The sequence below is a fragment of the Parapedobacter sp. genome (assembly GCF_035556095.1).
GTDB lineage: Bacteria > Bacteroidota > Bacteroidia > Sphingobacteriales > Sphingobacteriaceae > Parapedobacter.
In genome coordinates this window covers 740,235-756,640 of sequence record NZ_DATMFT010000021.1, presented here as the reverse complement: position 1 = coordinate 756,640, position 16,406 = coordinate 740,235, and the positions used below count along the sequence as shown (strand labels likewise).

Here is a 16,406-nt window from a genome sequence, read left to right as displayed (position 1 = left end):
TTTGAAAAAGCGGATTTCTTCATTAATATTCTTAAACCCTCTTTTCAGAACATATTCTTTTAGTTCGGATAGGCATTCGAGAACGAGATGTATTACAGTCTCTAACCGATGTAAGGAACAATCGGTTTCTATCTCTACTTCGTCGATTGCTATCTCCAGTTCAGATATTTTCTCATTGTAAAACTGTTTCATTTCACGTCGATTAAGGTTAATGCTGTTTTTGAAACGGCTTTTCCGTTGGTTTTTGATGTTAAAAATCCATTAGAAGCCGATAAGTTTGAAGAAGTAACTGTGTCAAAATCACGACACAGCTACTTGTGCTTGGTTACTTGTTTTCAAAAAGCAAACGCTCCAGTTTTACCTTACTTTTGATTGTACCAAAGAAAACGATAGCCTCATCTCCTTTTATTTCGGATATGGTTCCGACAGCCGATTGTCCCGTTAAACGAACAGTATCGCCAACTTTTATATTTTCTATACCCTTGACAATATCATCAGTTACAACGTGTACTGGCTCGGTAACAGGTTTTGATTTACCTAAACCGTTTTCTATTTCCTTTCTCTTATTTTCCCAGTATAGTTTGTCTTTCGCAATGGATTGGAGAAAGTTATCCATATTAATAAATTCTTCTCCTATTTTACTGGAAGCATCAGCGATAATACTCTCGTCCAAACCTATTCTTCGGGCTACTTCAATTGCAAAAGAACTCCCCGGATTTCCGATAGAAAGTTTGTACATCGGGCGGTTATTTTCAGAATCGTACAGCATCGCTCCGTTGATTACGCCCTCTGTTTTATAGGCGAAATGCTTTAGGTTTTGGAAATGTGTCGTAATCAATCCAAAGCTTTTTTTGTTATTGAAACGTTCCAAAAGTGTTTCGGCAATAGCGCCTCCGATTTGAGGCTCTGTTCCACCTCCAAACTCATCAATCAAAAGAAGTGTTTTGTCGTCGTTATGTTCTACAAAAAACTTCATATTTGTTAAATGCGATGTATAGGTACTCAAACTGTTCTCCATACTTTGCCCATCGCCTATATCCATGAATATATTTTGGAAGACACCGGCTTTTGACCCCTCATCTACCGGGATTAACAATCCGCACTGTAGCATATATTGTAATAAAGCTACTGTTTTCAAGCAAAGAGACTTTCCTCCGGCATTAACCCCCGATACGATTAAAATCCTATCTTTTTCAGTCAGAAAAATATCCAGTGGATGTGCGTGTTTTTTTTGTTGTCGCAGTGCAATGTCCAATAAAGGATGTACAGCATTCGTCCATTCAATATTCTGTTTGTTTTCCAATACGGGCTTTATAGCTTTGATACGTATCGAAAAAGAGGCTTTTGCCTGAATAAAATCTATTGTTCCGAGGAAGTCGTATGATTTTAGAATTTCATCCGCTTCGGGTCTAATTAAATTCGTGAATTCTGTCAATATCCGGGCAATCTCTTTTCGTTCATCATTTTGCAATTCCCTCAAGCGATTAGATGCCTTGACTACTGCCTCGGGTTCTATAAAGAATGTTTTTCCACTGCCGGAGCTGTCACGAACGACACCTTTGATTTTTCTTTTGTTAGTAGCCGTCACCGGGATAAGATAATGCCCACCTCTCATATCAGCTTGAACATCTCTACCTACGATGCCCTGGGCTTGTGCCGTTCGAAGTGCGGCAGCCATAGCTTTGGTAATATCTTTTTCCGCATCAATTTTATTCTTTCTGATGGTGTTCAATAACTTTGAGGCATTGTCCTTTATTTGTCCAGACTTATCCAAAATTGAATTTGCCTTTTCGATGATCGATGGAAATGTTTTTATTTCATCTGCCAGTTTTTTGAGTTCAGGGTATTTTATCTTACCGGGCTGGTTTCTCGATTCGTCATTCAAAAACTCAACAATCCGAACAATGGTTTCCAGTGAATCGGATAATTGGGGAATTTCCTTTTCAGATAACCAAAATGAATGGTCTGCCGCAACCTGTTTAAGGGCATCACGGATATCAATAAAGTGCTCCGTAGGGAAACTTTCTTTGTTGTTTATGATTTGAGAAAACTCATAGGTTTGTGTTAACCAACGTTCAATGGTTTCGAAATCAGTTGAAAAACGCATAGCGTTTACCTTGTCGATTCCTAAGGGGCTTAAGCACTTCTCTTTAATATACTCACGTATAGCGTCGAAATCTATTTTATGTTCAAAGTTTTCCGGATAAATATTCATCTCAAAATGTGTTTAATAGCAAGCAAACAGACTATTGTGGTCTGAATACTAACTGTTTTAAAAAAAATGTTAAAGGATTAATTTGAGATTGCCCATACCGCATCCTGATACTGTCGATTTTGAGATATGGAATTAACTATTCTTATATCTACAACAGCGCCCGGGCTTCTCTAAGAGTAGAGAAACGAAATGGCGATATGGTATTTATGCGGAAAGAAAAAACATACTTATGTGATTCTAATTATGTGCAAATATAAGCTTATTTTTAGGATTTCATACCCTGTATTGGACATACGGGGCTACTTTATCGCGGTATTAAACTGATGTACTCTATATCCCAATATTCCTGCATTGAGATCAATTGAAATATGCAGCGCAACAACAATCCAGATGTTTTGTGCAAAGTAGTAAACTAAGCTAAACACCAAACCCAGAATAAATGCCCCTACTAAGTTTTTTATTCCCGTATCAATATGTGTAATAGCGAAAATAACGTTAGCAAACAGAATGCTTCCGATTACGCCGATATATTCTAATGCAAACTCGTACACAAACATCCTAAACAGAACTTCTTCGCAAAATCCGGCACTGATGGCGACCATGATAAACCAAGATAGTTCCTGTCTCGATTTTGGCAGATAATTTACAACTGTTTTTGATTTACTGGCGAAAGCGGTGATGTTTGTTTCGGTAATCCTTGAACTTCTGTACTGGATGTAACCAAGTAATACCACCAAAGACATAAAGACTGTGTTCATTAAAGACAATTCAAATTGAAAATTTATTGACGGGATAGGCTGTAAGTATTCATTCAAAACGACCAAAATCGTCAAAAACCAAAAGACTAAGATGGTCTTTTGGTACTCTTTGATTTTATTGCGAGAGGAATCTAGTCTCTTTCGTTTTTCTCTTATGTAGTGGTCTGCGATAAGAAATATTGGGTACAGAACGGTTATCAACACAAAAAGAAATTGTCTCTCCATTTGAAAAGTCTTATAAAGTGGGGTAAGCCCTATACTTACCCCGGAATTATTATAGAGGAATGTTTCCTACGATTGATATTACAGCACCTAATCCATTCAGCTTATCGGTAGAAAGCCCCCATTTATCCTTGCTCCCGATGTGATAGCGATAGTTCAGCCCTGCTTCTATATCAATGTATTTGTGAACTTTCACACCAAGTTTAATGTCTGGACTGGCAAATACACCGCCCAACTTTTCTCTGGTCATGGTTTCATCAGAATCCACCCCATTATTGTATCGGTATTCCATGTGCATGGCTCCATATCCGGCACGAAGCCCCGTATAAAGATAAAGCGGAGATGCCAAGTCAAACTTATATCCCACCTGTAAGCTGTATTCATACGCCCGGATTTTATCAGGGTTATACGGATTGTTTTTCCAGATGTCCGAAGGCGACAGACTGCTGTATTGTGCAAGACCCAGATACAGTTTGTCGTTGAAATACAGACCGACTTCTCCACCCAACGAATAAAAGCTATTCAATGGTTTTTTACTGAAATGGTACAGATTGTTAGCTTTCACCACCAAAGACACTGTCGGTTTGGTGTCGTCAGGAATTTGTGCCTGCAAACCAAACGGTAAGGCACATAAAAGTAGCATTCGAAGCAATAGGTTCTTTTTCATTTTATTTATATAACATTTAAAATTAACGATGCAAAGAAAGCCATATTCAACACCCGTTTTTAAAAGTATTGACGAGTGGTTGCGTATTCTTGACGAGCTGTATGGTGACCTCGTTTTAATACGGTAAGTTTGTTTTATGAATAAAGTGCGATATCTAAATAACAACCTGATGATTGTGCTATTTTGGGCATTTATAGCAACCATCCTTATATTCCAATTATTGGCGGTAGATGAATATAACCTCCATAAAGCCATTATATATAGCTCGATAATTACTGGTACTTTCGCCATTTATGTACATTTGGTACTAAGAAAAATCATAAAGAAATACATCCAGACCAAAAGGATATCCTCCCTTATTTTGTGGGTTTTTATTACTGCTTTCATAGCTTCCATCATACTTACTCTTGAAGATTACGCAATCGACAGTTTTTTTAACCAAGATTGGAATCGGCACAAGGAAACTATGTTGCCACAGTTTTTTGGAATGCTGATGGCAACCATACTTATATCGGGTATTGCATATTCCTTTGAATTATACCGACACCATATAGATACTTTAAAAGCTACACAGGTGCTTAAAGACAGTTTAAACGACTTAGAAGTGAAGAGTATTCGTCAGCAGTTAAGCCCCCATTTTACGTTCAACATTCTGAACAACCTGCAGTTCCTGATTCAAAAGGATAAAAATGAAGCATTAAAACTGCTCTCTCAATACAGTAAAATATTAAGGTATTATGTGTACGAGTCTCAGAATAAGGCGATTTTGCTCAATGACGAAATAGCATTTTTAAAGACCTACTTAGAACTTGAAAAAGACAGGTTAAAAGATGAAGCCCAGGTCGATGTAGATATTTCGATTGAACCGAATGATTTAAAAATTGCTCCTTTTATACTATCTACATTTGTTGAAAATGCATTCAAGCACCTCTCTACAAAACACAGGTGGGTATCTGTATCCATCCAATATAAGGGAAATAAACTCTCTATGAATGTAAAGAACAATTATGACGACAAAATAAACGAACAGCCAAAGGGAATAGGATTAGAGCAGGTCAAAAAAAGACTCCAATTGATATATCCCGATAAATACGTTTTGGAATTTGATAGAACCAATAATGTGTTTTCTGTACAGTTGAATATTAAATTTGAATAAGATGAAACTAAAATGCATTATCGTGGAGGATGAACGTGTAGCAAGAGAAGGTCTCCAAAGCTATATCGAACAATATGATTTCCTTGACTTAGCAGGTAGCTTCTCCAATGCTACGGATGCACTACAGTTTTTGAAAGAGCAGGAAGTATCACTTATGTTCTTAGATATTGAGATGTCGGGACTAAACGGCATTGAGATGGCAAAGCGTTTAGACGGATTTTTACCGCTGATAATTTTCACAACCGCTTATGCCGAATATGCATTAGAAGGCTATCGTGTAAATGCTATTGATTATTTGGTGAAACCCATATTCCCAGACGATTTTCGTCGCTCTATCCAAAAAGCGAAGAACTATTTTGGTCTTATAGAGGTCAACGCTTCATCACCAACCACCCAAGAATTGATCATTAAAAGCGAGGGTGAGTGGCTACGTATTGAACCCTCCGAAATCCTATTTCTGAAAAGCATGCAAAATTATGTTGTTATTCATTTAGCTAATTTCAAACCTAAAATGGTTTTACAGCCATTGCGAGAGGTTTATGCTCTTTTACCCTCTTTTTTCGTACAAACACATCGCTCTTATGTGGTCAACATCAACCTGATAGAGAAAATTGGAGATAGCTATTTAACCCTCTGTGAGTTTACGATTCCACTTAGCAGGTCGAGAAAGAAAGAAGTAACTGAACTTTTTTTAAGAGAGAGATAAATAGTCTTTCGCTGCTAAAACCTTGCTCTAATTCTACTTAATGATACTGGAGAAACACCAATATAAGAAGCTATTTCTTTGAGCATGACCCTCTGAAATAGTGATGGTTGTGTTGATAGGAGTTTTTGATATCTCTCTTCAGGGCTTAATAAAATGTAGTCAAGATGACGTTCTTCCGATAATATCCCTTCCTTTTCAGTTACCACACGAGACCAGTTTGCTATTTCTATATGTTTATTATATAACTCTCGCATTTTTTCCATGTCAATTTTTAGTAAACAGACATTTTCTAACGCCTGAAAATTTTCATATCCCTTTGTTTTGTAAAAGTATCCATACGTGGATGTAATGATATCTCCTTCTTTTGGAAACCAAAAGGTGATCTCTTTCTCTTCGGTATTTATATATGCACGTAATATACCTTGCATTACGATATAGGAGTGGACATCTAATTTGATGTCAGATATTAGCAATTCTCCCTTATCTTTTTCTACAAGTGATAAGCAAGCGTTTACTTTCTCCAAGGATTCGATAGAAAGCAATTCTTTAAAAGGAATGAATTCGGTAAAATTTACATTTTTCATTATAAAATTATCACTACAGAAATAGATTGTGTAAAACAAAAGTACTAAAAACAGAGGCTTTAAACACTAATTAACACATGTAAAGTGGTTTTAGGATTTACTGCGATATTTTTGCCATATGTTGGAACAGAAGCAATTTTTAAAGCAAATTCATATAGACACTTGTTCTGAAGAGCCGTACGTAACGTTGGAAAATATACTTTGTGATATTTATATAAAACAAAGTGTAAAAACACTTGATATTTCCGAAACATTCAACTTACCAAAGCCTACAGCTGTTGCCATTAGAAACGAATTGATATCTCATGGTTTTATTGAACAAGCAAATAGAAAAATTATTTTATCCGATCGAGGTGACGAATTTGTAAGAAATATACTTGGATACGGATTTGTCTGTTTGGATAAATACCATAAGTTTACCCATGGGGATTCTAAGACAATCGAAGAGCTAAGCTCCAAAATCCAACTAATTTTAGAACAAAGACCGAGTGTGAAATTTGAATTAGACCAAGCACATTGCACGGTTGAAACCCTTTTGGATAGGGTCAGATTATCTTTGTTAAACTTTGATATCATTGGCAGAAGGATACTTTGTATTGGAGATGATGACTGTCTCAGCATTGCGATTACGTGTGTTTTAAAATCTATCGCCATGGATAAAGGTGACATTTGCGATATTACAGTAATCGATATTGATGAACGGTTAACACAGTTTATAAAGACAACTGGTGTTAACGAGGAACTTCCAATTGATATATTGTCTGGAGATTTGCGATTTTATCATTTAATCAATCTTCCTCAAAATATTGATACTGTTTTTACAGACCCACCTTATACCATAAACGGTCTCGACTTATTTCTATCAATAGCAAATCTTTCATTAGAGCCTATTGTAGGAGGAAAAATCTATTTGTCATTTGGTCAAAAGAAAATCAAGGAATTGATGGAAGCGCAAAACCTAATTCATAGAAAGGGATTTTTAATAGAAAAAATTATAAAAAAATTCAACAGATATGAAGGAGCTAGCATTCTAGGTAGTAAGAGCAATATGTATTATTTGATAAAGACAGATTTGAAGAATGTGCCGACGGTATGCAACCAAAATATTTATACCTATTCGAATAAGAATAAAAATGTAACTTGAAAAATTGGACAAATATATTAGTACGAAAGGGATACACTACTTATTAGACCTCTGGAATTGCAACCAGAAAATTTTGAATCAGCCAAATACTTTGTTGAATATTCTTACCACTTGTAGTGAGAAGCTTGACACTCAAGTTGTCGGAAAATGCTTTCACCAGTTTCAACCGCAGGGAGTGACAGGGATATTACTGTTGGCCGAATCCCACATTTCAATACATACATTTCCTGAGTATAACTATGCCAGCATTGATTTTTATCTATGTAGTACGGATAGGGATGCGACGGAAGCAATTACTTGGATTATAGACCAACTTTCCTCTCAAAAGTGGCATATCAAAACTTTGGTTCGTGGCGTGTTCTGAAAGATAAACCACACTGAAAGTCGTATGAAATGCCTCCACCTAATTGTGTCAAACGCATACATTGGAGGCACTTTTAATCCGCTAGAAGCTTGTTGAGGTGATTGGTTTACCAAGATTTGATATACGAGGTATCGCTCAATCTTTTGATAATTCTTTTGCCTGCGCTTGTTTGGCGTAAAAATGATACACCTCCACTTACACCGTATAGGTCGATTCTGTTCAGCATTTCAGGTTCTAAACCCAACCACATCGCATTGAATAGACTCAATGTATCTCCGTGAGAAACAATAATGATGTTTTCTTCGTCATTGCTAATGATTTCATCGTAGAAAGGTAATAGCCTTTGCCAAACATCATATCTGGATTCTGCATCACTAAAACATTTATCGTAAATTGTTCTTTCCTCATTTTCAATGTTTTCTTTTAGCCATTGCACAGACTTTCCGTTGGCTTTGCCCAAGCTCCTTTCTTTTAAGGCATCTATTATCCGAAGTTGTATATCCAGCTTTTTTCCAATGGTTTCGGCAGTTAGTTTTGCTCTTTTAAGAGGCGATACAAAGAGCGAAAATGAACTGTTCTTAATTTCCGATTTTAAATTATAGGCTATATTCTCTGCTTGCTCAATTCCTTTTTCTGTTAGCTCCCAGTCTGTCCATGAACCAATCATTCCGTTGGTGTGATGAATAGATTCGGGGTGTTGGATGGTAATTATATTCTTCTGTACGGCCATTATCTTTTACGGTTTCTATGCAAAGTTTGGTAACAGTTTTGACGTCCGCATCGGGCGGAAAACATTCTTAACCAAAAAATACGTAGGAATTTTGTGCTAAATTAAAGAAAAATACAACACGAAATATGTTGTAAGCTGAAAATATACGGTGTTAGATTTTTACTAATCCTGTTGTATCAAATGCTGTAAATCGGGGTCACTCTTTATACGTTCCATTTCGCTTTCTACAATCTGAACGACGTCTGTTTTAATCTGCCTGTAATTGGCTTCAATTACCTGTTTCATATTGTCGTTTCCATGTTCATCGGTAAAGGATAATATCTGCGGTATCTTTTTGTAGGCTTTGGTTTCTACTGAAACCTTTTCGTTATCCACCACGATTTCAGCATGAAATATTTTTTGCTCGATACGTTCATCGAAGTTGTCTGCTACGGCTCCTACAAACATACCCTGCGTGAGCGTGGATATTTTGGAGGCAGGTATAAGGGTGTCCAATTGGGTTGATATGGATGTGGATTTATCATTTCGGTTAATGGTCATACTTTGGCGTTTCTGCAACACCTTACCAAACCGCTCACTTAGGTTTTTCGCCGTTTCGCCGACCACCTGACCGGAGAAAACATTACCAACCGTATTTTGGATGACCTTGCTTTCCTTGTCGCCATAATCTCTTGTTAATTGCGAATAGTCTTGAAAGCCTAAACATACCGCCACCTTATTGCTACGTGCGGTAGCGATAAGGTTGTCCAATCCTCGAAAATATATCGTAGGCAATTCGTCTATGATGACGGAACTTTTTAATTGTCCTTTCTTATTAATGAGTTTTACAATCCTTGAATTGTACAATCCCAAAGCCGAGGAATAGATATTTTGGCGGTCGGGGTTATTCCCGACACAAAGTATCTTCGGCTCTTGTGGGTTGTTGATGTCCAGTGAAAAATCATCGCCCGTCATTACCCAATAAAGCTGTGGCGAAATCATCCGTGACAATGGAATTTTCGCCGATGCTATCTGCCCCTGCAATTGGTCTTGCGCTCCACCTTGCCACGCATCCATGAAAGCTGACAGGTAGTTTTCCAGTTCGGGATATGAGGTTAATATCGTGAATATGTCCGCATATTTTTTGTTCAGAAATTCAATGGCGTGTGGGAAAGTACAATACTTCCCGTTTTCATAGATTTTTAGATACCAAATGATTGATGCAAGCAATATAATAGGACTTTCCACGAAAAAATCCCCTTGCTTGGTTATCCAAGTTCTGTTGAGGTTAAGCATAATAGTATAGGATGCTTCGTAAGCATCCGATATATCCGTCATAAAGTTTGGATTGAGCGGATTGCATCGGTGGCTTTGGCGTGGGTCATCGAAATTGATAACATAAAACTTGGGCTTGACTTTATATTTATCCGAGTGTTTCAGCAAATGGTTGTAGGCAATCCTTGAAAGGTCGTCAAACTTGAAATCGTAGATGTACATCGCAAATCCCTTTTCGATGTGTTGCTTGATGTAGTTGTTTACGATGGCGTAGGATTTTCCGGAGCCGGGAGTACCAAGTACAATCGAGGCTCGAAAAGGGTTGACGACATTAATCCAACCGTCATTCCATTTGCCTTTATAATAGAACTTCGTAGGAAGATTGACGGAGTATTCATTTTCCATCAGACGGGTTTCCTGTTGGAAACTCTCGTTTTCATTATTGAAAACATCGTCCATCAGATTGTTGCGGAGTAGTCGGCTCATCCATACCCCTGCCATGAGCAAGGCTATATATCCCAAGCACGTTGTAAGGATATAAAGCGATGTGGCAATCCCTGCCGACAGCTTCAACAATGGCGTGTTCAGAAAGAACAGTACAAAGCCGATGGCTAAGGCGGTGTAAATCTTACCCCATGTTATCTTTTCATTCTTTACGCCCTTAGTACCGAGACAGCTTAACGCCAATAATACCACTGCAAAAATCTTGGTGTAAAGCGTGTGTTCAAAAAGCCCTGCGGTACGGTTGAAATTGGTCAATATCTTACCGATAATTTCCAGTGCCCATCCCCGTTCGGCAAAGAACCCGTAACAGAACCAATAAAAGTGCATCAGTACCAACAGAATACTTACGGCACGCATAAAAGCCGTGATTTTGGCTAATCCTCTCAAATCGTCTTCTCCTTGCATAACAAAAATTTTTAGTGATGCAGGAAATTTAGAGGCTATTTAAAAGCACTTATACAAAAGGGGGGCGGATGGCTTTTGGTGGCAATAATTGGCTATGAATATCGGTTACAGTGAATAACTGTAACCGATGATAACTACTCTAAAAGAAAAACTCACCCTCTGTTTTGTAGCCTTTTGCTGTTTGAGTGGGGAGATTAAATAATTCCTCTTTATCTACTTTTCTTGTGTAGATGTCATAAATTCTCTCTTTGCCTTTACCCTGCATAAACTTTCCGGTTTTTCTTTCAAGCCAAGCTGTCGCAGTAACACCTACAATTTTTTTGTAGTGTTGTCTTTTTGCCAAAGGGCTTGTTGTGGTAAAACGCTCACGACTGTTTCCGCTAAGGTTAGCTTGTGGGTGTTGGCTGTGGTCATATTTCCACCAAACTGATATTCTTAGTTCTTCGTAACCTATATCCTGCCACATTACAACAGACGGGTAACCAAATAAATCAGTAAATAAATGTCCATCATTATCATTCGTAGGGGAATAGTCCAGTGAGATAAGACCTTTATCAAGTAAAATATTTATCCCTGCAACAAGTAGGTTTCTATAAGGATTGACTGCTTTTTGAATGGTTGCAAGCTTAGTTTTAGCAATACCCTGTTCTAAATTTTCTTTAAGATTTGTTTGATTTGCATCTTTACTGGCATTAAGAAAGTGTTTCCAATTCTTGAAACCTGCATTTATAGATGCTTTTTCCAATGCTTGAACATAACTGATATTTTCCTGCTTTTTGATTTTTTTGGCTTGACGTTTAATGAAATCACCTGTATGCCCATTTACTTTATTATTCATCTTTCTACAATTTCTCGTCTGAAAAATGTCACTCATCAACCATGTTCCGAAACGAGATAGTTGTTTCGATGATAATAATATATTAAGAGGTACGGTGCTGATACAGCTTTGCTATGATGAGTGGCACGCTTCCGTCTAAAGCATAGGACAAAGTTAAACAAATATGAGATAACTTTTTCATGTACTTAGAGAATAATTGAATTTGAGTAACGGTTGAAACCAAAACCACAAAGACCAAGATGTTAATCCTGGTCTTTGATGGTTAAAAAAAGCTATTGTTGTCTTCCATACCTTTTGCGTTTCTTCTTTTTCTTCATACGGTTGGCAAATTCCTGTTCCTCGTAGTCTTCGCCCTGTGCCTCCGGCAGTAGCCCTCCCAATCCGTCTATCCACAAATCATGGGTGAGCTGTCCTTTATTCAGAAAGTTAAAAAGTGAATGGGTTTCCTCTTTCTCAACGGTGTTGCCAGTGGTCGAGGATGGGTTTTGTGCGGATGTTTTTTTTGCCTCTTGGCGTTGCCCGATTGCCTGCTCATTCCACCAATCATGAAAGACATTAGCCGAAAGGTTTTTGCCCAAAGCTGAACCGTTCCAAACGGTACGGCTTTCGTGGTCGATAAAAGTCATACCGTATATACGCCCCTCATCGTTGCGCCGTACCACGGTATTGATGCCCTGCTCCATCAGTTGCTTTTTAAAATCGGCTTCGTTTATAGCAATGTGCATGGTTGCTTCAATGGTGCTTTTAAGTACGGCTCTTACGGGGTTGACTTTCATTTTCTCCTTAGCTGTTGCGAATTGCTTTTGCAGTTCGTCCAGTCCTGCCTGCTTACCGAAAAGGAATGCCTTAAAAGGATTGCTCGTTTTTTCTCCCTGCTCGTTCAATGCAAAATAGACAAGCCCATTTTTGGGCTGTCCGTGCAATTCCCCTTTGACTTCCTCGGCGGTGATATGGAACAGGGAAAGCAAGGCGTTGTATGCTCCGAGGCTTGCGTAGCCATAATACTTCGGCAGGTGTCGCACCACGGAAGCGATTTGGCTCTTAACGTCTCCGGCTCTGAAATCTACTGGACTGAATATCTGCTCATTTCCTGTGCGCTGTTTCTCCGTGGCAGGTATAAGATTGTAAGTTTGTTCCAAATCCCGACAGATTGCCATCGAGCGTGGATGGTCGTAGCTGTCCGGTAGTTTCTTCCCGTCCAAACCCACACAGACCGTCACGATATGGATATGGGTACGCTCAATATCGGTATGCTTAAAAACGATATAGGGTTGGTTGCCATACCCCATGCGCTCCATATACTCCTGCGCCATTTCCACGAACTGCCCATCGCTGACCCTATCCGCAGGATCAGGGTTCAGCGATATGTGGCGCACTGGCTTTTCTGTTCTGATATTTGCGGACAGATACGGCTCAAAACACTGGTGCAGGTAGCTTGTGGAATAGGTATTATCCAACGTTTCGGGTATTCTGTTCAGTAACAAAACCTGCCCGTTTTCACTGTCAATTTTCTTTTGGTTGTATGAAATTGCACCGTACAAATTTTTACCTTTGCCAATCTTTGCTATCATATTACTTATGTTTTTGCAGGTGTTCTTTTTCAAATTCCTGTGTTAGCTCAATCACTTTCCGGCACAAGTCCGCCATTTCTGCCGTCTGCTTTTCCAGTTTAAAGAGGTAAGCCGATGCCTTTTTCTCCGAGAAATTGCGGTAAAGTATCTTCACGATTTGGTTATAGTTCACGCCAACTGCTCTAAACTGGCTGTAAAAATTGGTGAGCCTCGTATGAAAATCGACTGCATCCATATCAATTTTTACGGTCTTGATTGGCTTCTGAAAGATACAGGCTGTAATGAAATGTGCCATTACTTTTATTCCCGATTGCTCGAACAGTGTAAGGAATTTCGCATTTTCTTCGTCTGTAAGACGAAATACATAACGGTGGATGCTTGGGTCTGCTTTAGGCTTGCGCCCACCTTTGTTTGTTCGGTTTCTTCTGTTATCTTCCATATCTAAATCCATTAATTAAACTAAACCCCGACTTCGGAGGGTGTTTACCAAGCCCCTGCAAGGGCAAGTGGTTTTGGGGCACGAAACGGGTTTCGAGTGCCTCAAAACATAACTTGCTCTGTTCGGGTGAACAGAAAATCCGCCCTACGGGTCGGATTGGGTAAAGCGGAAAAAAACGGCTTTTCGCCGTTCCGCCCACAACTTCCATACGCCAATGATTTTTCCATTTACCCCTTGCATTTAAGTCCTTACAAAGTAAGGGTGGCTTTTCCGAACCATTGCCCTGTTGGACACGACCAAACATTGCCAACAAATGCCCCGAACTACCACCTTAAAAGAGTGCATCGGAATAACCAGCTTCTTTGTGCCATCAGTCATGCAAGCCTGTTTACAGGCATCCGCTCCCGATGGCAGTTAGGCAAGCCGGAGCGCAGGATTGCAGGAAAGCCGGAACGCATGACGGCATTCCATACGGCAGGCAGGAACAGCGGACAGCATGAAAGCTATCCGGTAGACATTCCATCGGGCAGGGCGACAGGCAAGCCATCGGTCTTGCCTGCCCGAAAGCCGGAATGACGGCACGGTTGACTGAACGGATGACGGCAAGCCCGACAGACGGAATTGTATCAAGACTGCCGGACGGTGTGCAGGGGTGACAACCCTGCTCCATGCAGGACAGCAGGCAGTCCACGGAAACAGAAACTTAAAAATAGAATAGAAATGGAAGCAACAAACAGGACAAAATTCATTGCTTTTTCAAGCCAAAAGGGAGGTGTTGGAAAAAGCACATTTACGACAGTTACGGCAAGCATACTCCATTACCTGATGGGTTATAATGTAGCCGTCCTTGACTGCGATTACCCACAGCACAGCATCTGCCAAATGAGGGAACGGGATTTGAAAGCGGTGATGCAAAACGAGGTGCTGAAAAAACTGGCGCACCGCCAATTTTCCACCATCAACAAGAAAGCCTATCCGGTACTGCAAAGCAAGGCTGACAATGCCCTAACGGATGCACAGGCATTCGTACAATCTTCGACCGTTCCCGTGGACATGGTTTTCTTTGACTTGACCGGAACTGTAAACACTTCAGGCTTGCTCAACACACTGGCAGGAATGCACCACATTTTTTCGCCCATCACGGCAGATCGCGTCGTGATGGAAAGCACATTGAGTTTTACCGATGTGCTGACCAATGTCCTTATGAAACACGGGCAGACCTCCATCGAAACGATACGGCTGTTTTGGAACATGGTCGATGGGAGGGAAAAGTCCCAACTGTACGAAATCTACGGCAACGTCATTAAGGAAGTCGGACTGCAAGCAATGGAAACACGCATTGCCGATAGCAAACGCTTCCGCAAGGAAAGCGAGGCAACGGCAAAGACCGTCTTCCGTTCCACGCTATTGCCCCCCGATAAAAGGTTGATGAAAAACTCTGGACTGGATTTGTTCATCAGTGAATTTTTAAGAACCATTAACCTGTAACCGCTATGGACAACGACAACAAGAAAAAGTCGATTGACGAGGCGTATCTCATGTCGATTATGGCAGGCGAAACAAAGAAGCCCCAACAGGCGGTAGCACCCCAAGAGCCAACGGCAGAACCGCCAAAGGAAATACCCACGGAAAAGCCCGTAGCCAAAGAGCGTACACGGCAAAAGAGGGCTTCCGATATAGGCTACGGCGAGCGGTTTCTCAACAGCCATACCATGACACGCCGAGGCGATAAGAGCATCTACATCCGGCAGGAATACCACGAACGGCTTTCCCGTATCGTGCAGGTCATCGGCGAGGATAAGATACCCTTGTATGCCTATTTGGACAATATTCTCGAACATCATTTTGAACAGTTTGAAAAAGCCATCACCGATGATTTCAACGATAAGTTTAAACCCATTTTTTAAAGTATTCGATTATGAAAAAGACACAGCAAAACCAACCGAAAAAGGTACTGCGCATTGCCCGATACAAGGCGGTTTTTCTAAGACCGACCGGAGTTGTCGCAAGGTGTGGCAAGTCGGTGTATATCTGCACCGATTTCCACAAGAAATTATCCCGTATCGTCTGTGTTCTCGGAGACGGGGAAATCACGCTGACAGATTATCTACACAGCGTATTGAAACAGCACTTTGAGGATTTCGGCGAGGAAATAAATACCATCCATGCCCGAAACCAAAAGCCAATATTATAGCTATGGAAACATTGATTGTAATATGCCTTATCATCGTCATTATCCTTTTGCTGAAAGATAAGGTGGTCATCAATAAGACCGTCCGCAGGGAGGTCAAGCGGAAAAAGCCAAGACCCGACCTGCCGGATATTATGGGGCTTCCCAAGCCTGTGGAGCGACAGGCTTTGCCCAAGCGTGCCACAAAGAGCCAATCCGGTGAACGTGACGGGATAGTTGATAATTTTGGAACAGAAACCTACGGGATAGGTGTTGGATTGGAAAATCCGCAGATTGAGGGAGAACCGGATGAAGTCTTCGGGAGTATGTCCGATTTTGAAAATGAGGAAGACGAATGGGATGAATACGGGTTTGAGGACGGCGACAATGAGTTTGCCACAGGGGTTACCTTTGACGAACTAACGACCGTGGGGGCATGGTTGGAGCAAGATACGCTTGAACCTGCCCTGCAACAAAAAGCGGTGGATATAGTTCAGCGATTACAGGGAACGGAATTGTTGAGCCTGCTCGAAAACTCAATGGATGGGGCTTCACGGAAGATTGCAGAGCTGTTGGACAAGAGCCTCTCCGCCGAAACGGATTTCAGTTCTCCCGATTTGCGGAAAAGTGATTTGGAGGGTTTCGATATTGGGGAGTTTGTGTAAGCAAACTCCCCGCT

Annotated in this window: 18 protein-coding genes and 1 pseudogene; 9 read left to right on the top strand and 10 right to left on the bottom strand. The window is 40.2% G+C overall.

What is annotated here, in order from left to right; all coding sequences use genetic code 11:
- The 4 genes and pseudogenes from VNQ80_RS13815 to VNQ80_RS13800 all read right to left on the bottom strand — a co-directional run.
- Positions 1–192, bottom strand: a pseudogene (locus tag VNQ80_RS13815) (tetracycline regulation of excision, RteC); the annotation flags it as partial.
- A gap of 133 nt (positions 193–325) precedes the next feature.
- The gene (locus tag VNQ80_RS13810) at positions 326–2,215 is read right to left on the bottom strand and encodes an endonuclease MutS2 (RefSeq protein ID WP_325639577.1); all 1,890 of its coding nucleotides are present in this window, start codon (positions 2,213–2,215) and stop codon (positions 326–328) included.
- 299 nt (positions 2,216–2,514) lie between these two features.
- Complete coding sequence (locus VNQ80_RS13805; protein ID WP_325639575.1) at positions 2,515–3,198, bottom strand: CPBP family intramembrane glutamic endopeptidase; 684 nt, start codon at positions 3,196–3,198, stop codon at positions 2,515–2,517.
- 49 nt (positions 3,199–3,247) lie between these two features.
- On the bottom strand, positions 3,248–3,862 hold the full coding sequence (locus VNQ80_RS13800; protein WP_325639573.1) for an outer membrane beta-barrel protein: 615 nt from the start codon (positions 3,860–3,862) through the stop codon (positions 3,248–3,250).
- Positions 3,863–3,998: 136 nt separating this feature from the next.
- Between VNQ80_RS13800 and VNQ80_RS13795 the strand changes: the two genes are divergently transcribed.
- Both VNQ80_RS13795 and VNQ80_RS13790 read left to right on the top strand, forming a co-directional pair.
- Positions 3,999–5,018, top strand: coding sequence for a sensor histidine kinase (locus tag VNQ80_RS13795; protein WP_325639571.1), 1,020 nt, complete (start codon positions 3,999–4,001; stop codon positions 5,016–5,018).
- A gap of 1 nt (position 5,019) precedes the next feature.
- On the top strand, positions 5,020–5,724 hold the full coding sequence (locus tag VNQ80_RS13790; RefSeq protein WP_325639569.1) for a LytTR family DNA-binding domain-containing protein: 705 nt from the start codon (positions 5,020–5,022) through the stop codon (positions 5,722–5,724).
- A 14-nt stretch (positions 5,725–5,738) separates the two neighbouring features.
- Here VNQ80_RS13790 and VNQ80_RS13785 read toward each other — a convergent pair whose 3' ends face one another.
- Positions 5,739–6,308, bottom strand: a complete 570-nt coding sequence (locus VNQ80_RS13785) for a Crp/Fnr family transcriptional regulator (RefSeq protein WP_325639567.1) — start codon at positions 6,306–6,308, stop codon at positions 5,739–5,741.
- 118 nt (positions 6,309–6,426) lie between these two features.
- On the opposite strand from VNQ80_RS13785, the gene VNQ80_RS13780 reads away from it, so the two are divergent.
- Entirely contained in the window at positions 6,427–7,452 is a 1,026-nt protein-coding gene (locus VNQ80_RS13780; protein ID WP_325639565.1) for a bis-aminopropyl spermidine synthase family protein, read from the top strand.
- A gap of 4 nt (positions 7,453–7,456) precedes the next feature.
- Entirely contained in the window at positions 7,457–7,816 is a 360-nt protein-coding gene (gene speD, locus VNQ80_RS20965) for an adenosylmethionine decarboxylase (RefSeq protein WP_414692998.1), read from the top strand.
- A gap of 106 nt (positions 7,817–7,922) precedes the next feature.
- On the opposite strand, the gene VNQ80_RS13775 is transcribed toward speD, so the two are convergent.
- The 5 genes from VNQ80_RS13775 to mobA form a co-directional block, all read right to left on the bottom strand.
- Positions 7,923–8,546 (bottom strand): histidine phosphatase family protein, encoded by a 624-nt coding sequence (locus VNQ80_RS13775; RefSeq protein WP_325639563.1) that lies wholly within the window; start codon positions 8,544–8,546, stop codon positions 7,923–7,925.
- Between the two features lie 162 nt (positions 8,547–8,708).
- Positions 8,709–10,709 carry a conjugal transfer protein MobC gene (mobC, locus tag VNQ80_RS13770; protein ID WP_325639559.1) on the bottom strand — a complete coding sequence of 667 codons (2,001 nt, stop codon included), beginning with the start codon at positions 10,707–10,709 and terminating at the stop codon, positions 8,709–8,711.
- 139 nt (positions 10,710–10,848) lie between these two features.
- Positions 10,849–11,547, bottom strand: coding sequence for a hypothetical protein (locus VNQ80_RS13765; RefSeq protein WP_325639557.1), 699 nt, complete (start codon positions 11,545–11,547; stop codon positions 10,849–10,851).
- A 272-nt stretch (positions 11,548–11,819) separates the two neighbouring features.
- The gene (gene mobB / locus VNQ80_RS13760) at positions 11,820–13,118 is read right to left on the bottom strand and encodes a conjugal transfer protein MobB (protein WP_325639555.1); all 1,299 of its coding nucleotides are present in this window, start codon (positions 13,116–13,118) and stop codon (positions 11,820–11,822) included.
- Position 13,119: 1 nt separating this feature from the next.
- The gene (gene mobA, locus VNQ80_RS13755) at positions 13,120–13,557 is read right to left on the bottom strand and encodes a conjugal transfer protein MobA (protein ID WP_325639553.1); all 438 of its coding nucleotides are present in this window, start codon (positions 13,555–13,557) and stop codon (positions 13,120–13,122) included.
- Positions 13,558–13,683: 126 nt separating this feature from the next.
- On the opposite strand from mobA, the gene VNQ80_RS13750 reads away from it, so the two are divergent.
- The 5 genes from VNQ80_RS13750 to VNQ80_RS13730 all read left to right on the top strand — a co-directional run bounded on the left by VNQ80_RS13750 (position 13,684) and on the right by VNQ80_RS13730 (position 16,392).
- A complete protein-coding gene (locus VNQ80_RS13750; RefSeq protein WP_325639551.1) occupies positions 13,684–14,133 on the top strand; it encodes a hypothetical protein in 450 nt (149 codons plus the stop codon).
- A gap of 144 nt (positions 14,134–14,277) precedes the next feature.
- The gene (locus tag VNQ80_RS13745; RefSeq protein ID WP_325639549.1) at positions 14,278–15,045 is read left to right on the top strand and encodes a ParA family protein; all 768 of its coding nucleotides are present in this window, start codon (positions 14,278–14,280) and stop codon (positions 15,043–15,045) included.
- A gap of 5 nt (positions 15,046–15,050) precedes the next feature.
- On the top strand, positions 15,051–15,464 hold the full coding sequence (locus VNQ80_RS13740; protein WP_325639547.1) for a DUF3408 domain-containing protein: 414 nt from the start codon (positions 15,051–15,053) through the stop codon (positions 15,462–15,464).
- 11 nt (positions 15,465–15,475) lie between these two features.
- Positions 15,476–15,751 carry a DUF3408 domain-containing protein gene (locus VNQ80_RS13735; RefSeq protein ID WP_325639545.1) on the top strand — a complete coding sequence of 92 codons (276 nt, stop codon included), beginning with the start codon at positions 15,476–15,478 and terminating at the stop codon, positions 15,749–15,751.
- Between the two features lie 2 nt (positions 15,752–15,753).
- Positions 15,754–16,392 carry a conjugal transfer protein TraD gene (locus VNQ80_RS13730; RefSeq protein WP_325639543.1) on the top strand — a complete coding sequence of 213 codons (639 nt, stop codon included), beginning with the start codon at positions 15,754–15,756 and terminating at the stop codon, positions 16,390–16,392.
- The last annotated feature ends 14 nt before the right edge of the window (positions 16,393–16,406 follow it).

Excerpts from the sequence above, each read along its gene's own strand:
- VNQ80_RS13740 (WP_325639547.1), top strand. The coding sequence starts at position 15,051 with ATGGACAACGACAACAAGAAAAAGTCGATTGACGAGGCGTATCTCATG.
- VNQ80_RS13805 (WP_325639575.1), bottom strand. The coding sequence starts at position 3,198 with ATGGAGAGACAATTTCTTTTTGTGTTGATAACCGTTCTGTACCCAATA.
- mobA (WP_325639553.1), bottom strand. The coding sequence starts at position 13,557 with ATGGAAGATAACAGAAGAAACCGAACAAACAAAGGTGGGCGCAAGCCT.
- VNQ80_RS13780 (WP_325639565.1), top strand. The coding sequence starts at position 6,427 with ATGTTGGAACAGAAGCAATTTTTAAAGCAAATTCATATAGACACTTGT.
- VNQ80_RS13730 (WP_325639543.1), top strand. The coding sequence starts at position 15,754 with ATGGAAACATTGATTGTAATATGCCTTATCATCGTCATTATCCTTTTG.
- VNQ80_RS13745 (WP_325639549.1), top strand. The coding sequence starts at position 14,278 with ATGGAAGCAACAAACAGGACAAAATTCATTGCTTTTTCAAGCCAAAAG.
- mobB (WP_325639555.1), bottom strand. The coding sequence starts at position 13,118 with ATGATAGCAAAGATTGGCAAAGGTAAAAATTTGTACGGTGCAATTTCA.
- VNQ80_RS13810 (WP_325639577.1), bottom strand. The coding sequence starts at position 2,215 with ATGAATATTTATCCGGAAAACTTTGAACATAAAATAGATTTCGACGCT.
- VNQ80_RS13775 (WP_325639563.1), bottom strand. The coding sequence starts at position 8,546 with ATGGCCGTACAGAAGAATATAATTACCATCCAACACCCCGAATCTATT.
- VNQ80_RS13790 (WP_325639569.1), top strand. The coding sequence starts at position 5,020 with ATGAAACTAAAATGCATTATCGTGGAGGATGAACGTGTAGCAAGAGAA.
- VNQ80_RS13800 (WP_325639573.1), bottom strand. The coding sequence starts at position 3,862 with ATGAAAAAGAACCTATTGCTTCGAATGCTACTTTTATGTGCCTTACCG.
- VNQ80_RS13795 (WP_325639571.1), top strand. The coding sequence starts at position 3,999 with ATGAATAAAGTGCGATATCTAAATAACAACCTGATGATTGTGCTATTT.
- VNQ80_RS13765 (WP_325639557.1), bottom strand. The coding sequence starts at position 11,547 with ATGAATAATAAAGTAAATGGGCATACAGGTGATTTCATTAAACGTCAA.
- mobC (WP_325639559.1), bottom strand. The coding sequence starts at position 10,709 with ATGCAAGGAGAAGACGATTTGAGAGGATTAGCCAAAATCACGGCTTTT.
- VNQ80_RS13735 (WP_325639545.1), top strand. The coding sequence starts at position 15,476 with ATGAAAAAGACACAGCAAAACCAACCGAAAAAGGTACTGCGCATTGCC.
- VNQ80_RS13785 (WP_325639567.1), bottom strand. The coding sequence starts at position 6,308 with ATGAAAAATGTAAATTTTACCGAATTCATTCCTTTTAAAGAATTGCTT.